Below are 21,709 nucleotides of genomic sequence, written 5' to 3' on the forward strand. Positions count from 1 at the left end.
CCCCTCAGCGGCACCGCCCGCTCGCCCACGAGAAAGCGACACCATGACCACTCTCGACCACGCCGCTCCCGCTCCGCACCTCGATGCGCCGCTCCTGAACGACCGCGAGCTGCGCGAGCGCGTCTCCTCGCTGATCGGACCGGCCTACCGCCGGGCCCTGTGGCCGATTTTCCTCGACCGCGACGGCGTGCAGCTGCCGATCCTCTACCCGGTGGACGGATTCCCCGTGCACCCTGACGAGGAGAAGACCGAGCGGATCGTCGCCACCCTCGCCAAGGCCGTGGCGCACCAGGACGTGGGCTCTCTCGCCTTCGCCCTGGAACGTCCCGGGCGCGCCTTCCTCGGCGAGACCGATCGGGTCCTCGCCCGTCACCTGGCGGCGGCGTGCCACAAGCGGGCCATCCCCCTCCGCGCGCTCCTGCTCGTCCACGACGAGGGAGTGCGGGTCGTGACCGCGACGGAGTACGCCGCGGTCACGCTCTGAGCGCTCGGGCCCGAGGCGGCCGTTCAGGACAGCGGCGGCCGGCCACCTGAACAGCCGGCCGCCACTGACCTCAGGCGCTCAGGCGCTCAGCGTCACCAGCAGCGAGGAACCGCCGAGGTCCACCTCGGTGTCCCCGGGCTGCACCGCGTACTCCCCGACGCCGAGCAGCGTCTCCGCCACCTCCGGCAGGGCGATGCGGGCGGCGGACTCGCCGACGTTGATCGCCACGGTCACCCGACCGCGGCCGAGAGTCAGCCAGCGGGCCTCCTCGTCGAACTCCACGCGGAGCGACCCGAAGCGCGGGTCCGTCAGCTCGGGGTAGCGGCGGCGGATCGCCGCCAGCTCGCGGTACACCTCGAGGGTGCGGGCGTGACGCCCCTCCCCGACCTCGGACCAGTCGAGCCGCGAGCGCAGGAACGTCTCCGGGTCCTGCGGGTCGGGCACGACCTCCGGGTCCCAGCCCATCTTCGCGAACTCCTCGATGCGGCCCTTCGCCGTCGCCTCGCCCAGATCCTTCTCCGGGTGCGAGGTGAAGAACTGCCACGGGGTCGACGCCGCCCACTCCTCGCCCATGAACAGCATGGGAGTGAAAGGGCCCAGCAGCGTCAGAGCAGCGGCGATCGCGAGACGGCCCTCGTCGAGGGACGCCGTCAGACGGTCGCCGACCGCCCGGTTGCCGATCTGGTCGTGGTTCTGGCTGCAGACCACCAGGCGCCAGGTCGGCATGTGCTCGGTGTCCACCGGACGGCCGTGGTGACGGCCGCGGAACGTCGAGAGGGTGCCGTCGTGGAAGAAGCCCCGGGTCAGCACCTTCGCGAGGGCGCCGAGCGGCGCGAAGTCCTCGTAGTAGCCCGTGGTCTCCCCGGTCAGCGCGACGTGGACCGCGTGGTGGAAGTCGTCGCTCCACTGCGCGTCGAGCCCGTAGCCGTGCGCCTCCCGCGGAGTGATCAGCGTCGGGTCGTTGAGGTCGGACTCGGCGATCAGCGTCAGAGGGCGCCCGACGTGGGCCGACAGCACGGCCACCTCGCTCGCCATCTCCTCGAGCACGTGCACGGCCCGCTCGTCCGAGAGGGCGTGCACCGCGTCCAGGCGCAGGGCGTCGACGCGGTAGTCGCGCAGCCACATCAGAGCGTTGTCGATGATGTACCCGCGGACGGTGTCCGAACCCTCGCCGTCCAGGTTGATCGAGCTGCCCCAGGTGTTGGCCTTCTCGTTCTTGAGGTAGGGGCCGAACTCCGGCAGGTAGTTGCCGCTCGGGCCGAGGTGGTTGTAGACGACGTCCTGGACCACGCCGAGGCCGGCGCGGTGGGCGGCGTCCACGAAGCGCTGGTACGCCTCGGGTCCGCCGTACGGCTCGTGCACGGCGTACCAGAGGACGCCGTCGTAGCCCCAGTTGTGCGTTCCGTTCACCGCGTTGACCGGCAGCAGCTCGATGAAGTCCACGCCGATCGAGCGCAGGTGCTCGAAGCGCTCCGCCGCCGCGTCCAGGGTGCCCTCGGGTGTGAACGTGCCGAGGTGCAGCTCGTAGATGACGGCGCCGGCGAGCTCGCGCCCGGTCCAGGCGGAGTCGCCCCACTCGTGCGCCGAGGGGTCGAACGTGCGCGAGAGCTCGTGCACGCCCTTCGGCTGGCGGCGCGAGCGGGGGTCCGGCAGCGGACCACTGCCGTCCACCCGGTACCCGTAGTCGACCTCGCCGGTGGCCGGGGCCGACGCGGGCGCCCGCCACCATCCGTCGTCTCCGTGGCGGGTCATCGTCAGCGACGAGTCGTCGCCGAGAAGGAGCTCGACCGTCGAGGCCTCGGGGGCCCAGACGTCGAACCGCTCGGGCCCGGTCGTCGGGAGTGCGTAGCGGTAGGGAGTCGTGCTGATCACTGCTGTCTCCAGGAGGGGTCGGATCGGTCTGCGGTGCGGTGCGGAACCGGTCAGGAGACCGGGGCGAGCAGTGCCACGGGGTAGTCGGCGAGGATCTCGGCGACCGGAGTCACTCCTCCCGCGAAGGTGCGGCCGGTGAGGACGTCCTCCATCGGGTGCCCGGGCAGGACCACGACCGTGCCGTTCCACCCGCCCGAAGCGGCGAGGCCCTCGGGGAGCCTGGTCGCGACGGTCAGCGCGCCGCCGCGGTCGAAAGCGATCGCGTGCTCGGCGGCGGGCCCGATCGCGGGGACGGCGGCGTAGCGGGTGAACAGCTCGGGGCGGTCGCGGCGGAGCCGGAGGGCGCGTGAGGTGACGAGGAGCTTCGCGGCTCCCTCGGCGTCGATCGCGGGCTTCCAGCCGCCGTCGATCCGCTCCAGCAGCGCTCGACGCTGCCCGAAGTCGACCTCGCGGCGGTTGTCCGGGTCGACGAGGGAGGTCTCCCAGAGCTCGCTGCCCTGGTAGACGTCCGGGATGCCCGGGGCGGTGATCTGCACGAGCTTCGCGGCGAGGCCGTTCGACCAGCCGGCGGCCGACACCCGCTCGACGGTCTGCTCGACCAGCCGGCGGACGGCGGGCTCGTCGAACGCCGCGTCGATCGCCGCGTGCATCCGCTTCTCGAACTGCTCGTCAGGAGCGGTCCAGTGCGTCGAGTCGTCGGCCTCGCGCGACGCCTTCTCGGCGTAGGCGTGCAGGCGCTCGCGGCTCGCGGGCCAGGTCCCCACGACGGCCTCCCAGAGCAGGTGCTCGATCGGGCCGTCGCCGAAGCCGACGAGGTCGTGGAGCTCGCGGAGCGTCGCCGCCCACGCCTCCGGGTCCTCGGCCAGTGCGGTGATGCGGGCACGGGTGTCCTCGCCGCGCTTCGTGTCGTGGGTCGAGAGCGTGGTGAGCGAGGCGGGGAACGAGGCCTGGCGCACGGCCTGGCGGCGGTGGAACTCGACCAGGTCGATCGCGAACTCGTCCGGGTCCGCTCCGACCTCGTTCAGCGAGGTGAGGCGGCTGAAGCGGTAGAACGCCGTGTCCTCGACGCCCTTCGCCATCACCATGCCGGAGGTCTGCTGGAAGCGCACGGACACCGGAGTGCCGGTCTCGCCGAGCGCCGCGGCGACCTCGTCGATGGTCGCGCGGATCTCGGGACGGCGGCGCACGGCGTCGACGCGGGCGTGCTCGAGGTGCTCCGCTCCGTAGGGGAGGTAGCTGCGGTAGACCGGGTAGGTCGCCAGGAGCTCCGCCAGCGCGTCGTCCGCTCCCTCGATGCCGGGGATCAGGCGGGCCAGCCGCAGGACCTCGGAGCGGAGGATCCCGTCGGCGATGCCGCGCTTGGTGTCGTGGATGAGGTCGGCCCACTGCAGCGGGGCGCCCTTCCCCGTGAGCTCGGCGTCGAGGCCCTCCAGCACGGGGCGGGCGTCGGGGTCGACCAGGATGCGGTCGACGTCTGCCAGGGCGTCGTAGCCCGTGGTGCCGACGGTCGCCCAGTGCGGCGGCAGCTCCTCGTCGCCCTCGAGGATCTTCTCGACCCAGACCGGGGCGCCGCCGATCGCGCGGGCCAGGTCGTCGAGGTATCCGCCCGGGTCGGCCAGGCCGTCCGGGTGGTCGACGCGCAGGCCGTCAGCGAGCCCCTCGGTGAACCAGCGGACGATCTCGGCGTGCGAGGCGTCGAACACCTCGGGCCGCTCGACCGTGATGGCGGCGAGGGTGTTCACCGCGAAGAAGCGGCGGTAGTTCAGCTCGGCGTCGGCGCGGCGCCAGTTCACGAGCTCGTAGCTCTGGCGCTCGTGCACCGTGCGGCCGGAGTCGCCGGGCTCGGCGGTGCCGGGCGCGATCGGCAGGCGGTTCTCGTAGTAGTGCAGCTCGTCGCCGACGACCTCGAGCGCGTCGAGCTCGCTGTCGCTGTCTCCCTCGCTCGCACCGTCGCCGAGGATCGGCACGCGCAGCTTCCCGCCCCCCGCCTCCCAGTCGATGTCGAAGGCGGTGGCGTAGCGGGAGGACGTCCCGTTCCTCAGCAGGTCCCACCACCACGAGTTCTCGCTCGGGGTCGCGACGCCCATGTGGTTGGGGACGATGTCGATGAGGACGCCGAGGCCCTCCGCCCGCGCCGCGGCCGAGGCGTTCGCCAGGCCGGCCGCGCCACCGCGATCGGGATCGACCTCGGTGTGGTCCACCACGTCGTAGCCGTGGTCCGAGCCGGGCTCGGCCTTCAGCAGCGGCGAGAAGTACAGCCAGTCCGCTCCGAGCGCGCGCACGTAGTCGGCGACGCGGGCGGCGTCGTCGAGGTCGAACGCCGACCGGATCTGGAGGCGGTAGGTGGAGGCGGGCAGACGCACGTCAGGCTCCTGTCGAGGGTGCGGTCGCGGAGTCGGTCGACTCGGCGTGGGGGCTGGTGGGTCCGGTCGAGGAGACGATCGGAATGGCCGAGGTGGCGGCCAGGGACGCGAGCGAGGCGGCGACCGAGTGGTCGACCTCGGGCTCGGGGGTGCTGTGTTCCTGGAGGATGACGAGCGACTTCGCCTGGACGGTGAGCATCGCCCCCGCCGGACGCGGGATCGAGTCCGCCTCGGCGCCGGCGGTGTCGACGAGGACGCTCCACTCGAGCGCGTACTCGTCGCTCGGGATCGCGAACTCGACGTCGACGTCGTCGGCGTTGAAGTACAGGAGAAAGCTGTCGTCGGTGACGGGGCGTCCGCGCTGGTCGCGCTCGCGGATCCCGTTGCCGTTGAGGTAGATGCCCACCGATCGGCCGAGACCGGAGTCCCAGTCGGACGGGGACATCTCGGTGCCGGCAGCGGTGAACCAGACGATGTCGGGCAGGGGCTCGCCGTCGCCGCGCAGGACGGGGCGGCCGTCGAAGAAGCGCATGCGTCGGAAGGTCGGGTGCTCGGCGCGCAGGCGGATGAGCGCCGCGGTGAACTCGAGCAGCGGCCGGTCGGCGTGCGCCCAGTCGATCCAGGTCAGCTCGCTGTCCTGGGCGTAGGTGTTGTTGTTGCCGTTCTGGGTCCGGCCCAGCTCGTCGCCGTGGAGGATCATCGGGACGCCCTGGGAGATCAGCATCGTCGCGAGGAAGTTCCGCTGCTGGCGCGCCCGGAGCGCGAGCACCCGCGGGTCGTCCGTGGGCCCCTCCACGCCGTGGTTCCAGGAGCGGTTGTGCGACTCGCCGTCGTTGCCGTCCTCGCCGTTGGCGTCGTTGTGCTTCTCGTTGTACGAGACGAGGTCCCGGAGGGTGAAGCCGTCGTGCGCCGTGACGAAGTTGATCGAGGCGACCGGGTAGCGGCCCGAGTGCGCGTAGAGGTCGGCCGAGCCGGTGAGGCGTGAGGCGAACTCCCCCAGCGTCGACGGCTCGCCGCGCCAGAAGTCGCGGACCGTATCGCGGTACTTGCCGTTCCACTCGGTCCACTGGGGCGGGAAGTTGCCCACCTGGTAGCCGCCGGGCCCGACGTCCCACGGCTCGGCGATCAGCTTCACCTGCGAGACCACCGGGTCCTGCTGGACGAGCTCGAAGAAGGTGGAGAGCCGGTCGACGTCGTAGAACTCGCGTGCCAGCGCCGAGGCGAGGTCGAAGCGGAAGCCGTCGACGCGCATCTCCGTCACCCAGTACCGCAGCGAGTCCATGATGAGCTGCAGCGAATGCGGGTGGCGCACGTTCAGGGTGTTCCCGGTGCCGGTGTAGTCCATGTAGTAGCGCTTGTCGTCGTCGACGAGGCGGTAGTAGGCCTCGTTGTCGATGCCGCGGAACGACAGCGTGGGGCCGAGGTGGTTGCCCTCCGCCGTGTGGTTGTAGACCACGTCGAGGATGACCTCGATGCCGGCCGCGTGGAGCGCCTTCACCATGCTCTTGAACTCCTGGACCTGCTGGCCCTGGTCGCCCGTGGAGGAGTAGGTGTTCTGCGGAGCGAAGAAGCCGATCGTGTTGTAGCCCCAGTAGTTCGAGAGGCCCTTGTCCATCAGCGTCGAGTCGTTCACGAACTGGTGCACGGGCATGAGCTCGATCGCCGAGACGCCCAGGTGCTTGAGGTGGTCGATCACCGCGGGGTGGGCGACTCCGGCGTAGGTGCCGCGGAGCTCCTCCGGCACGTCGGGGTGCGTCTTGGTGAGCCCCTTCACGTGCGCCTCGTAGATCACGGTGCTGTCGTAGGAGGTGCGCGGGCGGCGGTCACCGGCCCAGTCGAAGAAGGGGTTGATGACGACGCCCATCATCATGTGCGGCGCCGAGTCCTCGTCGTTCGTCGAGTCCGGGTCGCCGAAGGTGTACGAGAAGAGGGACTGGTCCCAGTCGATCTCCCCCGAGATCGCCTTCGCGTAGGGGTCCAGCAGCAGCTTGTTCGGGTTGCAGCGGTGGCCGGCATCGGGGTCGTACGGTCCGTGGATGCGGAAGCCGTAGCGCTGGCCCGGCTGGACCTGCGGGAGGTAGCAGTGCCAGACGTAGGCGTCCGACTCCTGGATCTCGACGCGCGTCTCGGTGCCGTCCTCCTCGAAGAGGCACAGCTCGACGCGCTCGGCGATCTCGCTGAACAGGGCGAAGTTCGTGCCGCTTCCGTCGAACGTCGCGCCCAACGGGTAGGCGGTTCCGGGCCAGGTCTCCACGAGACTCCTCAGGGGATTGTTCTCGGGCAGTCCGGGAGACGCCGATGTGCGGTCTGCGGATGCCCGACGTCGGGGGTGATGGTCCGTCACTTCCGCGACGGACCGACTGCTCAGCTTAGCGAGCGTGTCTCGAGCATTCCCCTGACGGTCAGCGCTCATCGCGCGGTCCTCCTCCGGTGGTCACGACCGGCGGCCGGAACCGCCGTCCGGTTCGTCCTGCGGGCGCGTGAGCGGGCAGGTCGTTCCGGTGGGTCACGCTCGAACAGTACGGTCGCGCCCGGTCCGCCGGGGAGGGCTGGCGCCGCGCCGGGTGCATCGGCTAGAACGCGCCGGAGGGACTGTCCGGCGCACGCGGAGGGGCCGGCCGGGCCGGGCAGGAGCAGCGATCGGCTCCGTCGTCGAGAGCGCGGCGCCACGTACCGGGGCGCCTCACCGCGATCAGTGCGAGCCGAGCCTTCGCCGCAGGAGATCGATCCGCGCCTGCAGCTGGGTCACGCTCGCCTGCGCCACCGCGGGTCCGCCGCAGAGCCGGCGCAGCTCGGTGTGCACCTGGCCGTGCGACTCGCCCGTCCCCCGTGCCCACAGGCCGACCAGGGAGTTGAGCAGGCTGCGCTGCTCCTTGAGCGTGCGGTAGAGCGGTGCCGGGATCTCGCTCACCGGCTCGGCCGGGGCCGCCGCCCCCGCGCGGCTGCCGGCGCGCTTGGCCTGCCGCTGCTGCCGGTGCTGGAGGAGCTCCCGCACCTGGTCGGGCTCGAGGAGCCCCGGCAGGCCGATGAAGTCGAGCTCCTCCTCGCTCTCGACCTCGACCTCCATCCCGAACTCGGCGCCCTCGTAGACGACGCGGTCGAAGGTGGCGGCCGAGCCGATCGACTCGAAGCGGCCCTCCTCCAGGAGATCCGAGGACGCCTTCTCGCTGCGCTCGGCGTCGGCCATCAGATCGGCCTCGGGGTACTCCTCGTCGTCGGAGGTCCTGCGGTCGAGGGCGTGATCGCGCTGCAGCTCCATCGAGCCCGCCAGCGCGAGCAGGCCGGGCACGTTCGGGAGGAACACCGAGGCGGTCTCGCCGCGGCGCCGCGCGCGCACGAAGCGGCCGATCGCCTGGGCGAAGAACAGCGGAGTCGACGCCGAGGTCGCGTAGACGCCGACGGCGAGCCTCGGCACGTCGACGCCCTCGGAGACCATGCGGACCGCGACCATCCAGCGACTGGTGTCCTTCGCGAACTCCTCGATCCGGTCGCTCGCCTCCTTCTCGTCGGAGAGCACGACGGTGACGGTCTCGCCGCTGATCTCGCGGAGCATCGCGGCGTAGGCGCGCGCGGTGTAGTGGTCGGTCGCGATGACCAGGCCGCCGGCGTCGGGCACGGCGCGCCGCACCTCGGTGAGGCGGGTGTTCGCGGCGCGGAGGACAGAGGGGATCCAGTCGCCCTTCGGGTCCAGCGCGGTCCGCCAGGCCTGCGAGGTGATGTCCTTGGTGTTGCCCTCGCCGAGCCGCGCCTCCATCTCGTCGCCGGCCTTCGACTTCCAGCGCATCTGCCCGGCGTAGACCATGAACAGCACCGGCCGGACGACGCCGTCCGCGAGCGCGCGGCCGTAGCCGTAGGCGTAGTCGGTGAGCGAGGTGCGGATGCCCTCCTCGTCCGGCAGGTAGCTGACGAACGGGATCGCTGCCGTGTCCGAGCGGAACGGCGTCCCGGTCAGCGAGAGCCGGCGGACGGCGGGCTCGAAGGCCTCGCGCACCGCGTCGCCCCAGCTGAGCGCGTCGCCGGCGTGGTGCACCTCGTCGAGGATGACGAGGGTGCGCCCGGACAGGGTGAGCTCGCGGTGGAGCTCGGCGCGGACGGCGACCTGCGCGTAGGTGACGGCGACGCCGTGGTAGTGGCGGGCGTGACGGCCCATGCGGTTGGTGAAGGTCGGGTCCAGGCGGATGCCGACGCGGTGCGCGGCCTCGGCCCACTGGCGCTTGAGGTGCTCCGTCGGCGCGACCACGGTGATCCGGTCGACCGTGCGGTTGTGCAGCAGCTCGGCGGCCAGCCGCAGCGCGAAGGTGGTCTTGCCCGCGCCCGGGGTCGCGGCGGCCAGGAAGTCGCGCGGCTCGTGCTCGAAGTAGGCCTCGAGCGCCTCCGCCTGCCAGGCGCGGAGCTTGTTCGCGGTACCCCACGGCGCCCTGCCCGGGAACGACGGGGACAGGTGCTCAGCGGCGGAGGTGCCGACCTGATGACCGAAGCTCGAGGGACTGTTCACGTGGACCGAATCTAGCCGACGCCACCGACAGCGGCTCGGTCTCCGCGGTCCGCCGGGAGGCGCACGGCGTGTCGCGCCGTGCCACCGGCGGCCGGGTGCGGAGCATGATGGAGGGATGGTCGAGCAGCGTCATCCGTGGTCCCGCTACGTCGCCCTGGGCGACTCCTTCACCGAGGGGATCGGCGATCCCGAGCCCGGCACCCCCGGCGGGCACCGCGGCTGGGCGGACCGCGTGGCGGAGGTCCTGGGCAGCCAGAACGAGGACTTCGCCTACGCCAACCTGGCGGTGCGCGGCCGCCTCCTGCAGCAGATCGTCGACGAGCAGGTCGAGCCCGCCCTGGAGCTGCGCCCCGACCTCATCACCATCTCCGCGGGCGGGAACGACGTCATCCGCCCGGGGACCGACCCCGACGACATCGCGTCCCGCTTCGAGTCGGGCCTCGCCCGGCTCCGCTCCGACGGGGCGACCGTCGTCCTCTTCACCGGAGTGGATGTGGGCTTCTCCCCCGTGTTCGGGCGGATCCGCGGGAAGGTCGCGATCTACAACGAGAACCTGCGGGCGCTGGCCAAGCGGTACGACTGCATCGTCGCCGACCAGTGGTCCCTCCAGGAGATCCAGGACGTGCGGATGTGGGCGCCGGACCGCCTGCACCTCAACCCGCACGGCCACCACGAGGTCGCGCGCATGGTCCTCGAGTCGCTGAACGTCGAGAACGACCTGCGCCCCCTGGCCCCGGAGCCGCTGCACGCCCGCACCTGGCGTGCCGCCCGCACGGAGGACATCCAGTGGGCGCGGGAGTACCTCGTGCCGTGGGTGCTGCGCCGCGTCCGCCACCAGTCCTCCGGCGACTTCATCACCGCCAAGCGGCCCTCCGCCGAGCGCTGGAGCACCGATCCCGCGGCCTCGGAGCCGGGCTCGGTCGTGCCGGGCAACGCGACGCCGGACGAGGTCGCCGAGGACATCGCGACCGCGGGCGTGCGGATCATCGACGACCGGGCCGCGGATCCCCTGGCCTGATCCGCTCCCGGGAGGCGGCGGCTCGCCCCGCGCTCAGCCGAACAGCTCGGCCGGGTGGCCGAGGCGCCAGGCGAAGCCCGGGTCCTCGATCGACCCGTCGGCGACGAGGGGAAGCTCGTACGGGGTGCCGTTGACGTCGACGGTCGCGGTCCCCACGCGCTCGCCGTCGGCGACGGTCTCGAGCGGATCGAGGGCGACCGTGGTCGTCGTCGAGACCGCACCCCACACCAGCACGGACCGCGCCTCCGCGGTCTCGGCCGTCGCCGTCTCCCCCCAGGCGCTCGTGAGGGTGCCGTAGTCCTGGCCCTCGACGGTCAGCGGGACGGTCCGGAAGCCCGCCTCGACGGTCGGGACGAGGGTCAGCACGTCCGCGGCGAGCTGCGGGTGCGTGCGCGCGCCCACCACCACGCCGACGAGGGTGACCGGCCGGCCCTCGACGGTCGCGTCGAGCGAGAACAGCAGGCACGAGCCCGCCTCGTCGGTCGTCCCCGTCTTGATACCGTCCACTCCCGAGCGGCCGAGGAGCGAGTTGGTGTTGTCGACCTCGCCGACCCCCGGGATGACCGCGGTCGGCGTCGCGACGATCGGAGCGAGCACCGGGTCCGCGATCAGCAGCTCGCCCAGGCGCACCATCTCGGCCGTCGTGCTGACCGTCGCCGGCGAGAGCCCGCTGGTGTCGGCGAGGGAGGTCCGCTCGAGCCCCTGCCCGTCGAGCCAGCCGCGCGCCGCGGCGAGGAAGGCGTCCTCCGAGCCGTACGCCCAGATCGCGAGGGACTTCGCGTAGTTGTTCGCGGACGGGAGCATCATGGCGGTCAGCGCCTCCCGCTCGGTCAGCTGCAGACCCGCGGTGACCGGAGCGTTCGAGCCGTTCTCGGCCAGGGTGTCGTTGTAGTACTGCACGTCCGCGCTCGTGAAGGTGATGGTCTCCCCGTCCGTCCCCTCTGCGATCGGCTTCGCCGCGAGGACGACGAGAGCGGTGACGACCTTGGCGATGCTCCCCGTCGGCACGGTTCCGGTGGAGCCGTAGCGGGCGAGCAGCCCGTCCTCCTCCGTCCCGTCGATGCCCACGGCCGCCACGGCGCCGGAGCCGTAGGCCGGCCAGGCCAGAGCGGGCGCGTCGACGGTGCTCGAGACGGGGTCCACCGCGACGGCGCTCGCCGTCGGCAGCTCCGCGGTCGCCGCGTTGGTCGCGTAGGCACCGCCTCCACCGACCAGCACGGTCGCGGCGACGAGACCGGCGACGACCGCCCCGCGCCGTCGGCGCGGTCGCGGCTCCGGCGCGGCGGGCTCCCCGAACAGGTCGAGGGCGTCGTCGGATCGGGTCGGGGAGGTCACCCCGTCATCGTACGGGCGGGCCTCTCACCCGTCCCGGACGCCGCCCCGTCGTCGGACGCGGCGGGTGACGCGCGGCACCGACCCCGATCCCGCGTCGCGAGCGTCAGCGGCGGGTCACCGCCGGGCCGCCGAGCGCCGGAGCCCGGCGGTCAGCGCCCGCGGGTCAGCGCCCACAGTGCGACGGCGCTCGCCGAGGCCACGTTGAGCGAGTCGACGCCGTGCAGCATCGGGATGGTGACGACGGTGTCCGAGGCGTCCAGCGCCGCGCGGCTGAGCCCGTCCCCCTCGGCGCCCAGGACGATCGCGACGCGCTCGGGGCGAGCCGCCGCGTACTCGTCGAGCGGCACCGCGTCCGGAGCGAGCGCCAGCGCGGCGACCGAGAACCCGGCCTCCTCCAGAGCGCGGCGAGCCGGTGCCCACTCGGGGGTGCGCGTCCACGGCACCTGCAGGACCGTGCCCATGCTCACCCGGACGCTGCGCCGGTACAGGGGGTCCGCGCAGCGCGGCGTCACGAGGACCGCGTCCGCGCCCATGCCGGCCGCGGCGCGGAAGACGGCGCCGACGTTCGTGTGGTCGACCAGGTCCTCCAGGATCACGACGAGGCGCGCGCCCTCCAGCAGCTCGGCCATCGGCCGCAACGGCGGACGGTGCATCGAGGCGAGCGCTCCGCGGTGGAGGTGGAACCCGGTCAGCTCCTCGATCAGCGGATCCGGCGTCACGAAGACCGGCACCTCGGGATGACGCTCGAGCACCCCGGCCGCGTCCGGCAGCCGCTTCTCCTGCACCAGGACCGAGCGGGGACGGTGCCCGGCGTCGAGCGCCCGCTCGATCACCTTGGCGGACTCGGCGATGTACAGACCGCCCTCCGGCTCCAGCACCCGCCGCAGCGCCACGTCGGTGAGGCGGTGGTAGTCGGCGAGGAGCGGGTGGTCGAGGTCGGTGATGTGCACGATCGGCATCCCGGCAATCTAGGGCACGGCGCGGACTAAACTCGTCCAGGGGCCGCTCGAACGGCCCTCGAAGGAGGCGCGGATGGAGTCGAGTCCGACACCGGTCGCCGAGGGCCCCGAGGCGCTCGCGGTCGAGCAGGCCGTCGAACTCCTCAGCGGGCGCCGCATCGCCGCCGTCACCGGCGCGGGCATGAGCACCGACTCGGGCATACCCGACTACCGCGGAGCCGGGGCCCCGGTGCGCAGCCCGATGACCTACTCCCAGTTCGTCGCCGATCCCGACTACCGCCGCCGGTACTGGGCCGGCAGCCAGCTCGGCTGGCGCCGCTTCACCAGCACGCTCCCCAACGACGGCCACCGGGCCCTGGCCCGGCTCGAGGAGCGCGGCCTGCTCACGGGCGTCGTCACCCAGAACGTCGACGGCCTGCACGTCCGGGCCGGCTCGCGCCGTGTGGTGGATCTGCACGGCTCGGCGGACCGTGTGCGCTGCATGACCTGCGGCCAGTACTTCGCCCGCGACGCGGTGGCCGAGCGGATCGAGGCGCTCAACCCCTGGCTCGACGACCCCGACGTCTCCTCCCTCAACCCCGACGGCGACGCCGAGGTCCACGACGTCTCGGCGATGACCGTCCCTGAGTGCACGGTCTGCGGCGGGATCCTGAAGCCGGACATCGTCTTCTTCGGCGAGTTCATCCCGACCGAGCGGTTCGAGGAGGCGCGCGCCATCGTCGCGGGCGCCGACGCCCTGCTCGTGGCCGGCTCGTCGCTCGTGGTCAACTCCGGCATCCGCTTCCTCGAGATCGCCCGTCGCGCCCGGATGCCGATCGTGATCGTCAACCGCGGCACCACCAAGGGCGACTCGCGCGCGAGCATCAAGATCGACGGCGGCACCAGCGAGGTGCTCCGCGAGCTCGCCGAGCGCCTGCCCGCGCGCCGCACCGCCGCCCTCTGAGCTCCCGCCCGCTCCGCACCCGACCTCCCGAGAGGCCCCTGTGACCCAGCTCACCCTCGTCCGCCACGGCCAGACCGACTGGAACGCCGCCCGGCGCATCCAGGGCAGGAGCGACATCCCGCTCAACGCGACCGGGCGCGCCCAGGCGCGGGCGGCGGCGCGGCTGCTCGCCGACCGGCGCTTCGACGCGGTGGTCGCCAGTCCGCTGCAGCGCGCCTTCGACACCGGAGCGATCATCGCGCGCGGTCTCGGACTCGACGAGCCGCTGGCGGTGCCGGGCCTGGCCGAGCGCGCCTACGGCGAGGCGGAGGGGATGACCGGTCCCGAGCTCGCCGAGCGCTTCCCCGGAGGCATCGAGCGCGCGCCGATCCCCGGCTGCGAGACCCGCGCCGAGGTCGTCGAGCGGGCGACCGCCGCGCTGCTCGAGGTGGCCGAGCGCTTCCCCGACGCGTCCGTCGTCGTCGCCACGCACGGTGCGGTCATCGGCAGCCTGATCCGCGCGCTCAGCAGCGAGGACCTCCCCGTGCACGGCGTCTCGGTCGGCAACGGCTCCCGGCACGACTTCGCGATCGTCGACGGGGCACTGCGCATCGTCGGCGTCGACGACTCCGGCGACGTGGTCGTGGCGGACGTCGACCTCGACGACGTGCTCAGCCCGGCCCCGGGAGCCTGACGGCCCGCCTCCCGGAGGCGGTCCGATCGCCGGACCGCGTCAGCGCCGGCCGAGGTCCTGCAGGAGCCCGAAGAGCACCCGGGCGGAGTCGCGCCAGGAGAAGGCCGCGGCCCGCTCCCTGGCCCGGGCCGAGTGCGTCCGCCACACGGCGCCGTCCTCGAGCGACCGCACACCGTCCGCGATGCCCTTCGCGCTCGACGGGTCGACGTACACGGCGGCGTCCTGGGCGATCTCGCGGAAGATCGGGATGTCGCTCACCACGACCGGCGTCCCGAGCGCCATCGCCTCGACCAGCGGGATCCCGAAGCCCTCGTCCCTGCTCGCCGTCACGAGAGCGGTCGCCCGCGCGAGCACCGCACGGTACTCCGCGTCCGGCGCCCCCTGGTGGAACACCAGCTTCGCGGTCGGCGCCAGGGCCCGGAGCGTCTCGACGGTCTCGTCGCTCGCCCGGCTCATCAGGTGCAGCTCGTAGTCGGGCAGCAGCCGCATCGCGCGAGCGAGCGTCTCGACGTTCTTGTAGGGCATGAACGAGCCCATGTAGACGAGCGAGCGCGCGGCCGACCGGTCGGGCAGCGATCCCGCCAGAGCGGCGCTCGCCTCGTCGGGCTCGGTCGCCGCGTTCGGGACGACGACCACCGGCCGGGTGGTGAGGCGGTGGGAGCGGATCAGGTCGCGGGTCGTCGCCGAGACGGTGACCACCGCGTCGGCGCGCTGGAGGAGCCTCCGCTGCGGCCACCAGGCGAGGTGGTAGAGCCGCCAGAGCGCGCGCACGGGAGCGGCCAGGTCGCGCGGTGGAGTGCGGTGGCGGTAGTAGATGAGGTCGTGCACGGTCAGGACGAGCCGGTAGCGGCGGCCGAGCGAGCCCATGGTCTGCATCGGCGAGAAGACCACGTCGGGCCGCAGCCGGTTCACCAGCAGCGCGACGAACGGCTCGAACGGGCTGGTCGGCCCGGTCACGCGCTCCCACGGGAGCGACGGGAGCATCGCGAGCTGGCGGCGGTCGCTGATCAGCATGGTCACGTCGTGCAGCTTCGCGAGCTCGCGGACGAGCTCCGCGGTGTAGCGGCTGATCCCGTCGTGCCGCTCGAGCCGGGTGTACCGGCAGTCGACGACGATCCTCATCGGTCGATCCCCTCCTCGAGGGCCGTCCGCAGCACGGCGGCGGCCTCGTCCGGCGTCTCGTAGTGGATCAGGTGGCCGACTCCGTCGATGACGTGCAGGCGGGCGTGCGGCAGCCTCTCGAGCAGGCGGTACTGCGCCGAGAGCGGAGTGATGTCGTCCCGCGCCGCGGCGATCAGCTGCGTCGGCACCCGGATCCGGGAGGCGTACTCGCCGACGTCGTGCGAGACGGAGGCGCGGAACGCCTCGAGGACCGTGTCGCGGGAGGCGAAGGCGCTGAAGTAGCGGTCGTGCTGGTCGTGCACGAAGCGTCGCAGCGCCGGCTCCTTCGTCTTCACCATCGCCAGGCTCATCACCCGCACGATCAGCGGGTCGCTGAGCAGGCGGCGTCCGAGGGGCCCCGGCAGGAGCGCGCCGAGCCGGTAGTAGAGGACGGCGAGCCTGGTCAGGACGCCGCGCGGACCCTGCAGGGCGGGCGCGCCGATCGGGTTGACCAGCACCAGGAGCGGAGCGGGCAGCCCGTCGGCGACGGCCGCGGCCGCGACGATCGAGCCGAAGGAGTGGCCGAGGACGGCCGCCTCGCCGCGGAGCCCCAGCGTGTCCAGGAAGGAGCCGAGCCAGGAGGCGTAGCCGTCCACGTCGTGCGGCAGGCGCGTCATCGGGGTCGAGGCGCCGAAGCCGGGCAGGTCGGGAGCGACGACCCGCACGTCCGCTCCCCCGGCGAGCAGACGGGCGACGACGGGCTCGAGGCCGTGGTGCTCGCCGCGGAACCCGTGCACCAGCACGAGGACGGTCGAGGCGTCCGGAGCGCCGTAGGTCCAGTAGGCGGTGCGGGATCCGGCGACGTCCACCGCGGCCTCGCGGACGGGGACACGGCCGAGATCGGAGGCGTAGGGGGAGGGAGTGGTCATCGCGTTCCTTATCGTAGGGAAAGCCCGTCGAAGATCTGGCCGCAACGCCTTGCGTGGCCTCGATCCGAGCCGGGAGCATGATCACGCGCTCGCAACACGGCGCACCGCCCACCCGTCTCGCGAGACGGTCATCCGCTCAGGCAGCAGCAGAAGGAGCACCGTGAGCTTCACGTCGCCGATCCAACTCCCCGGACTCGCCCTCGACCCCCAGTGGTACCGCCGGGCGGTGTTCTACGAGGTGATGATCCGGTCGTACTACGACTCCAACGGCGACGGCGCCGGCGACATCAACGGGCTCGCCTCCAAGCTCGACTACCTGCAGTGGCTCGGGATCGACGCCCTCTGGCTCCCGCCGTTCTACATGTCGCCTCTGCGCGACGGCGGCTACGACGTCTCCGACTTCAAGGCGATCCTCCCCGAGTTCGGCACGATGGAGGACTTCCGCGACCTCGTGCGGAAGGCCCACGAGCGCAACATGCGCATCGTGATGGACTTCCCGCTCAACCACACCAGCGACCAGCACGAATGGTTCCAGCAGTCCCGCTCCGACCCCGAGGGTCCCTACGGCGACTTCTACGTCTGGAACGACACCGACGACAAGTGGCCGGACATCCGCATCATCTTCGTCGACACCGAGGACTCGAACTGGGCCTTCGACGCCGAGCGCCGCCAGTTCTACTTCCACCGCTTCTTCTCGCACCAGCCTGACCTCAACTTCGAGAACCCCGCCGTGCACGAGGCGATCCACGACGTGGTCAAGTTCTGGCTCGACCTCGGCGTCGACGGCATCCGGCTCGACGCGATCCCCTACCTCTACGAGTCCGACGAGGGCAACGGAGAGGGCGAGCCGCCCACCCACGAGTTCATCAAGAACCTCCGCACCATGGTCGACCGCGACTACCCCGGCCGCATCCTGATCGCCGAGGCGAACCAGTGGCCGCGAGAGGTCGCCGCGTTCTTCGGCACGGAGGAGGAGCCCGAGTGCCACATGGCGTTCGACTTCCCGGTCATGCCGCGCATCTTCTACTCCCTCCGCGCGCAGACGGCGAACGAGCTGAAGAAGGTGCTCTCCGAGACGTTCGACATCCCCAGCGGCGCCGCCTGGGGCGTGTTCCTCCGCAACCACGACGAGCTCACGCTCGAGATGGTGTCCGAGGAGTACCGCCAGGCCATGTACGGCTGGTACGCCTACGACCCGCGGATGCGCTCCAACATCGGCATCCGCCGCAGGCTCGCGCCGCTTCTGGACAACTCGCGCGCCGAGCTCGAGCTGATCAACGCCCTGCTCTTCTCCCTCGCCGGCAGCCCGTTCCTGTACTACGGCGACGAGATCGGCATGGGCGACAACATCTGGCTCAACGACCGCGACGCGTCGCGCACGCCGATGCAGTGGACGCCCGACCGCAACGCCGGCTTCTCGGCCGCCGACCCCGGCAAGCTCGTGCAGCCGATCGTCCAGTCGCTCGTCTACCACTACAACCAGGTCAACGTGGAGGCGCAGCTGGCGCAGTCCCGCTCCCTGCTGCACTGGATGCGGAACGTCCTGCACGTGCGCCGCGGCCACCCGGCGTTCGGCCTGGGGTCGATGCGCGTCCTCGAGACGGACCACGAGTCGGTGCTCGCCTTCGTGCGGGACTACGCCGGCTCGGGCTCCGAGATGGGCGACCAGCCCGAGGAGGTGCTCTGCGTCTTCAGCTTCAACCACAACCCGGTCTCGGTCACGATCACGGACCCGGAGAACCCCGGATCGACGCTCAGCGACCTGTTCGGCGGCGGCCGCTTCCCCGGATTCTCGGACGACGGCACGCTGACGATGACGCTCGGCACGCAGGGCTTCTTCTGGCTCCACGTCGCCAAGGCGCACGAGGCCCGCTGACCCGGCAGCACGCCGAGGGGCCTCCGGCCGATGTCGGAGGCCCCCTTTAGGCTGTCGGCGTGAGCACCACCGGAACGACCGAGACGCAGACCGAGCCGATGCTGTTCGACGACGCCGAGCGGGCGCTCGTCCCCTCCGAAGGGGCGCGGTGGTTCGATCTGCTGGCCGTGTTCGACCTCGAGACCACCGGCATCGACGTCCGCACGAGCCGCATCGTCACCGCGCACGTCGGCGTGATCGACGAGGCGGGCGAGCCGATCGAGGGCACGACCTGGCTCGCCGATCCCGGGGTCGAGATCCCGGCCGGCGCCTCCGCCGTCCACGGGATCAGCACCGAGCACGCCCGCGCGCACGGCCGCCCCGCCGGCGAGGTCGTGGCCGAGATCTCCGAGGCGCTGCGCTCGCTCCTCGCCCGCGGCATCCCGGTCGTCGTCTACAACGCCCCCTACGACCTCTCGCTTCTCGCCTACGAGGCGCGCCGCTGGGGCGTGCCCGTGCTGCTCGACCCGAGCCCCGTCGTCGATCCGCTCGTGATCGACAAGGCGGTGGACCGCTACCGCAAGGGCAAGCGCACCCTGACCCTCGCCGCCGAGCACTACGGCGTCGCCCTCACCGAGGCGCACGACGCGGGCGCGGACGCGATCGCGGCGGGTCGGGTCGCCCAGGCGCTGGGCCGCGCCTTCGCCGACGAGCTCGGAGTCGGCGCGGAGGCCCTGCACGCGCTCCAGGTCGACTGGTGCCGCACCCAGGCCGAGTCCTTCCAGGAGTACATGCGCCGCGTCCGCGACGAGTCCTTCGTCGCCGACGGGGGCTGGCCGGTCCGCCACTGACCCCTCAGGTCAGGGTGCGCCCCTCGCGCAGGAGCGCCACGTACTCCGCGATCCGCCGCTCCCGCGTCGCCGCCCGCTTCAGCTGCGAGAGGCGGAAGAGGAACGCGAAGCGCTTCTGCCCGCCGACGGTCGCGAAGAAGGCCAGGGCCTGCGGATCCGCGTCGAGCGCCCGCTGGAAGTCGTCCGGCACCTCCGCATCGCGCTGCCGGTAGGCCGCGTCCCAGCGCCCGTCGGCGCGTGCCCGCTCGACCTCGGCCAGCCCGCCCGGCAGCATCCGACCCTCCGCCAGCAGCCGTGCGACATGATCGCGGTTGACCTTGGACCACGGGCTCGCGCGACGCCGCGGCGTGAAGGCCTGGAGCTTGAACTGCTCGTCGAAGGCTCCCGCCTGACCGTCGATCCAGCCGTGACAGAGCGCGATGTCGAGCGCCTCGGCATAGGTGATCCCCGGATCGACGGCGGCCTTCTTCCGCAGCTTCAGCCGGACTCCGTCCGGGTCGGGCTCGCCGCGGAGGTAGGCGTCCCACTCTTCAGGAGTCGTGAACGGCAGGATCGGCTTGTCGGCGAAGGACACCATGCCGGGACGCTACCGCGCCGGCTCCCCGACGGCCACGGCCCGCCCGTCGGCGCAAGCCCTCGCTCCGCGGACCGCGGCGCTGTGGGATCGGGTGAGCACGTGTTCCCCCTCCCCCCTCTCGCAAGGAGAAGTCATGCCCACGATCCGCACGGTCACCGTCCTCGGCAGCGGAGTGCTCGGCTCCCAGATCGCCTTCCAGTCGGCCTTCCACGGCTTCGACGTCACCGTCTACGACCTCTCCGACGACGTCCTCGAGTCGGCGCGCGAGCGGCTCCGCGGTCTCGCGGGCGTCTACGAGTCGGTGCCCGGCGGCGTCGCCGGCGGACCGCAGGAGGCGCTCGACTCCCTCCGCCTCACCTCCGACCTCGCGGAGGCTGTCGCCGACGCCGACCTCGTGATCGAGGCCGTCCCCGAGGACCTGGGCCTGAAGCAGGAGCTGTACGGCCGCCTGGGTGCGCTCGCTCCCGAGCGCACGGTCTTCGCGACCAACTCGTCCACGCTGCTCCCCAGCGACCTGAAGGCCTCGACCGGCCGACCCGACCGGTTCCTCGCGCTGCACTACGCCAACCACGTCTGGGCGCAGAACACGGCCGAGATCATGGGGACGGCGGACACGGACCCCGCCGTGGTCGACGCCGTCGTGGAGTTCGCCGTCTCCAGCGGCCTCGAGCCCATCAGGCTGCAGAAGGAGAAGGCCGGCTACGTCCTGAACTCGCTGCTGGTGCCGCTCCTCAACGCCGCGTCGGGGCTGCTCATGGGCGGCTACGCCGACCACGAGACCATCGACAAGACCTGGAGGATCGGCACCGGCGCCCCGCTCGGACCCTTCCAGATCTTCGACGTCGTCGGTCTGCGAACCGCCTACAACATCGCCGCCGCGGCCCCGGACGAGGCCTCCCAGGCCTTCGCCGCCCACCTGAAGACGGAGTACCTCGATCGCGGCCGCCTCGGAACGGCCACCGGAGAGGGCTTCTACCGCTACTGAGGACCGCCCCGCGGGAACGACGAAGGGCCCCCGACCGTGAGGTCGAGGGCCCTTCGAGGAGTGCTACTTGCCGAAGTTCTTGTAGCGGCTGTTGAACTTCTCGACGCGGCCGGCCGAGTCCATGATGCGCTGCTTGCCCGTGTAGAACGGGTGCGAGGCGGAGGAGATCTCGACGTCGATGACGGGGTAGGTCACGCCGTCGAGCTCGATCGTCTTGCTGCTCTTCGCGGTCGAGCGGGTGAGGAAGGTCTCACCGGACGCGAGGTCGCGGAAGACGATCGCGGAGTACTCGGGGTGGATGTCGGTCTTCATGGTCGTGTCCTGTCGTCGATGGTCCTGAACCGCACCTGTCGTCGACGGGAACGGGTGGATGAGGGCGGGCGCACCGCGAACGGGCCCGAACCAGCTACCGAGAATACCAGACCGGCAGCGCGCGCAGAAGTCGCGCCGCGCCCGGACCCCGGAGCCGGGGTCAGCCGCGGGCGCGGGCCGAGAAGCGCCCGTTCTCGCGGGTGAGAGCGATGTCGAGCCCGAAGGTCTCGGCGAGCGTCGCCTCGGTCAGGGACTCGGCCAGCGGGCCCGCCGCCACCACCGCTCCGTCGCGGAGGAGCAGGGCGTGGGTGAAGCCGTCGGGGATCTCCTCGACGTGGTGGGTCACCATCACGATCGCGGGCGACGCCGGGTCCTTCGCGAAGCCGCCCAGCAGCTGGACGAGCTCCTCGCGGGCGCCGAGGTCGAGGCTCGCGGCCGGCTCGTCGAGCAGGAGCAGCTCGGGGTCGGTCATGATCGCGCGGGCGATCTGGACGCGCTTCTGCTCGCCGTCCGAGAGCGTCCCGAAGGTGCGCTCGGCGAGGTGCTCGAGCTTCCACTCGGACAGCACGCGGCGGGCGCGGCGCTCGTCGATCGCGTCGTAGCCCTCGTTCCAGCGGCCGGTGACGGCGTAGGCGGCGGTCATCACGACGTCGAGCACGCTCTCGCCGGCCGGGAGGCGGCGCGCCATCGCGGTCGAGGCGTAGCCGATGCGCGGGCGCAGCTCGAACACGTCGACCCGGCCGAGGGTCTCCTCGAGCAGGTGCGCGGCACCGGTCGAGGGGTAGTTCTGCGCGGCGGCGATCTGCAGGATCGAGGTCTTGCCCGCCCCGTTGGGGCCGAGGATCACCCAGCGCTCGTCCTCGGCCACGTCCCACGACACGTGGTCGAGGATCCGCTTGCCGTTCCGGACGAAGGACACATCGACGAACGAGACAACGCTGGGCATGGGAGCCATTC

General features: G+C 72.0%; 18 protein-coding genes. 7 read left to right on the forward strand and 11 right to left on the reverse strand.

What is annotated here, in order from left to right; translation table 11 throughout:
• The first annotated feature begins 43 nt into the window (after window positions 1-43).
• Entirely contained in the window at window positions 44-484 is a 441-nt protein-coding gene (locus GTU71_RS04995; protein ID WP_159939420.1) for a hypothetical protein, read from the forward strand.
• Between the two features lie 78 nt (window positions 485-562).
• On the opposite strand, the gene treZ is transcribed toward GTU71_RS04995, so the two are convergent.
• From treZ to GTU71_RS05015, 4 genes are all read right to left on the reverse strand, one after another.
• Window positions 563-2,356: a malto-oligosyltrehalose trehalohydrolase gene (gene treZ, locus GTU71_RS05000; RefSeq protein WP_244230644.1), complete on the reverse strand. Its 1,794-nt coding sequence runs from the start codon at window positions 2,354-2,356 to the stop codon at window positions 563-565.
• Window positions 2,357-2,406: 50 nt separating this feature from the next.
• Complete coding sequence (gene treY / locus GTU71_RS05005; RefSeq protein WP_159939421.1) at window positions 2,407-4,719, reverse strand: malto-oligosyltrehalose synthase; 2,313 nt, start codon at window positions 4,717-4,719, stop codon at window positions 2,407-2,409.
• Between the two features lies 1 nt (window position 4,720).
• Window positions 4,721-6,973 carry a glycogen debranching protein GlgX gene (gene glgX / locus GTU71_RS05010; protein WP_104237465.1) on the reverse strand — a complete coding sequence of 751 codons (2,253 nt, stop codon included), beginning with the start codon at window positions 6,971-6,973 and terminating at the stop codon, window positions 4,721-4,723.
• Between the two features lie 438 nt (window positions 6,974-7,411).
• Complete coding sequence (locus tag GTU71_RS05015) at window positions 7,412-9,214, reverse strand: DEAD/DEAH box helicase (protein WP_104232616.1); 1,803 nt, start codon at window positions 9,212-9,214, stop codon at window positions 7,412-7,414.
• Window positions 9,215-9,329: 115 nt separating this feature from the next.
• Between GTU71_RS05015 and GTU71_RS05020 the strand changes: the two genes are divergently transcribed.
• On the forward strand, window positions 9,330-10,232 hold the full coding sequence (locus GTU71_RS05020) for an SGNH/GDSL hydrolase family protein (protein ID WP_159939422.1): 903 nt from the start codon (window positions 9,330-9,332) through the stop codon (window positions 10,230-10,232).
• A gap of 33 nt (window positions 10,233-10,265) precedes the next feature.
• Here GTU71_RS05020 and GTU71_RS05025 read toward each other — a convergent pair whose 3' ends face one another.
• Both GTU71_RS05025 and GTU71_RS05030 read right to left on the reverse strand, forming a co-directional pair.
• Window positions 10,266-11,567, reverse strand: a complete 1,302-nt coding sequence (locus tag GTU71_RS05025; RefSeq protein WP_159939423.1) for a serine hydrolase — start codon at window positions 11,565-11,567, stop codon at window positions 10,266-10,268.
• Window positions 11,568-11,716: 149 nt separating this feature from the next.
• On the reverse strand, window positions 11,717-12,526 hold the full coding sequence (locus GTU71_RS05030; RefSeq protein ID WP_159939424.1) for an RNA methyltransferase: 810 nt from the start codon (window positions 12,524-12,526) through the stop codon (window positions 11,717-11,719).
• Window positions 12,527-12,599: 73 nt separating this feature from the next.
• Between GTU71_RS05030 and GTU71_RS05035 the strand changes: the two genes are divergently transcribed.
• Together GTU71_RS05035 and GTU71_RS05040 are read left to right on the forward strand one after the other, a co-directional pair.
• Window positions 12,600-13,469: a Sir2 family NAD-dependent protein deacetylase gene (locus tag GTU71_RS05035; RefSeq protein ID WP_104250355.1), complete on the forward strand. Its 870-nt coding sequence runs from the start codon at window positions 12,600-12,602 to the stop codon at window positions 13,467-13,469.
• A 40-nt stretch (window positions 13,470-13,509) separates the two neighbouring features.
• Complete coding sequence (locus tag GTU71_RS05040) at window positions 13,510-14,142, forward strand: histidine phosphatase family protein (protein WP_104232621.1); 633 nt, start codon at window positions 13,510-13,512, stop codon at window positions 14,140-14,142.
• Between the two features lie 39 nt (window positions 14,143-14,181).
• Here GTU71_RS05040 and GTU71_RS05045 read toward each other — a convergent pair whose 3' ends face one another.
• Both GTU71_RS05045 and GTU71_RS05050 read right to left on the reverse strand, forming a co-directional pair.
• On the reverse strand, window positions 14,182-15,264 hold the full coding sequence (locus GTU71_RS05045; protein ID WP_159939425.1) for a glycosyltransferase family 1 protein: 1,083 nt from the start codon (window positions 15,262-15,264) through the stop codon (window positions 14,182-14,184).
• On the reverse strand, window positions 15,261-16,172 hold the full coding sequence (locus GTU71_RS05050; RefSeq protein ID WP_159939426.1) for an alpha/beta hydrolase: 912 nt from the start codon (window positions 16,170-16,172) through the stop codon (window positions 15,261-15,263). The genes GTU71_RS05045 and GTU71_RS05050 overlap by 4 nt, the downstream gene beginning before the upstream one ends.
• 160 nt (window positions 16,173-16,332) lie before the next feature.
• Between GTU71_RS05050 and treS the strand changes: the two genes are divergently transcribed.
• Together treS and GTU71_RS05060 are read left to right on the forward strand one after the other, a co-directional pair.
• On the forward strand, window positions 16,333-18,048 hold the full coding sequence (gene treS, locus GTU71_RS05055) for a maltose alpha-D-glucosyltransferase (RefSeq protein WP_104221970.1): 1,716 nt from the start codon (window positions 16,333-16,335) through the stop codon (window positions 18,046-18,048).
• A 98-nt stretch (window positions 18,049-18,146) separates the two neighbouring features.
• Window positions 18,147-18,878, forward strand: a complete 732-nt coding sequence (locus tag GTU71_RS05060) for a 3'-5' exonuclease (RefSeq protein WP_159941108.1) — start codon at window positions 18,147-18,149, stop codon at window positions 18,876-18,878.
• A gap of 4 nt (window positions 18,879-18,882) precedes the next feature.
• Here GTU71_RS05060 and GTU71_RS05065 read toward each other — a convergent pair whose 3' ends face one another.
• Window positions 18,883-19,455 (reverse strand): YdeI/OmpD-associated family protein, encoded by a 573-nt coding sequence (locus tag GTU71_RS05065; RefSeq protein ID WP_104232624.1) that lies wholly within the window; start codon window positions 19,453-19,455, stop codon window positions 18,883-18,885.
• Between the two features lie 133 nt (window positions 19,456-19,588).
• Here GTU71_RS05065 and GTU71_RS05070 point away from each other — a divergent pair, with 133 nt between their 5' ends.
• The gene (locus tag GTU71_RS05070; protein ID WP_159939427.1) at window positions 19,589-20,440 is read left to right on the forward strand and encodes a 3-hydroxyacyl-CoA dehydrogenase; all 852 of its coding nucleotides are present in this window, start codon (window positions 19,589-19,591) and stop codon (window positions 20,438-20,440) included.
• A 63-nt stretch (window positions 20,441-20,503) separates the two neighbouring features.
• Here GTU71_RS05070 and GTU71_RS05075 read toward each other — a convergent pair whose 3' ends face one another.
• Entirely contained in the window at window positions 20,504-20,752 is a 249-nt protein-coding gene (locus tag GTU71_RS05075) for a type B 50S ribosomal protein L31 (RefSeq protein WP_068253003.1), read from the reverse strand.
• 160 nt (window positions 20,753-20,912) lie between these two features.
• A complete protein-coding gene (locus tag GTU71_RS05080) occupies window positions 20,913-21,698 on the reverse strand; it encodes an ABC transporter ATP-binding protein (protein ID WP_104221964.1) in 786 nt (261 codons plus the stop codon).
• Window positions 21,699-21,709: the final 11 nt, after the last annotated feature.

Source organism: Rathayibacter sp. VKM Ac-2762, from assembly GCF_009866585.1.
Taxonomy (GTDB): Bacteria; Actinomycetota; Actinomycetes; order Actinomycetales; family Microbacteriaceae; genus Rathayibacter.

Excerpts from the sequence above, each read along its gene's own strand:
- GTU71_RS05065 (WP_104232624.1), bottom strand. The coding sequence starts at position 19,455 with ATGGTGTCCTTCGCCGACAAGCCGATCCTGCCGTTCACGACTCCTGAA.
- GTU71_RS05030 (WP_159939424.1), bottom strand. The coding sequence starts at position 12,526 with ATGCCGATCGTGCACATCACCGACCTCGACCACCCGCTCCTCGCCGAC.
- GTU71_RS05070 (WP_159939427.1), top strand. The coding sequence starts at position 19,589 with ATGCCCACGATCCGCACGGTCACCGTCCTCGGCAGCGGAGTGCTCGGC.
- GTU71_RS05035 (WP_104250355.1), top strand. The coding sequence starts at position 12,600 with ATGGAGTCGAGTCCGACACCGGTCGCCGAGGGCCCCGAGGCGCTCGCG.
- GTU71_RS05080 (WP_104221964.1), bottom strand. The coding sequence starts at position 21,698 with ATGCCCAGCGTTGTCTCGTTCGTCGATGTGTCCTTCGTCCGGAACGGC.
- GTU71_RS05045 (WP_159939425.1), bottom strand. The coding sequence starts at position 15,264 with ATGAGGATCGTCGTCGACTGCCGGTACACCCGGCTCGAGCGGCACGAC.
- GTU71_RS05075 (WP_068253003.1), bottom strand. The coding sequence starts at position 20,752 with ATGAAGACCGACATCCACCCCGAGTACTCCGCGATCGTCTTCCGCGAC.
- GTU71_RS05060 (WP_159941108.1), top strand. The coding sequence starts at position 18,147 with ATGCTGTTCGACGACGCCGAGCGGGCGCTCGTCCCCTCCGAAGGGGCG.
- GTU71_RS05050 (WP_159939426.1), bottom strand. The coding sequence starts at position 16,172 with ATGACCACTCCCTCCCCCTACGCCTCCGATCTCGGCCGTGTCCCCGTC.
- GTU71_RS04995 (WP_159939420.1), top strand. The coding sequence starts at position 44 with ATGACCACTCTCGACCACGCCGCTCCCGCTCCGCACCTCGATGCGCCG.
- GTU71_RS05020 (WP_159939422.1), top strand. The coding sequence starts at position 9,330 with ATGGTCGAGCAGCGTCATCCGTGGTCCCGCTACGTCGCCCTGGGCGAC.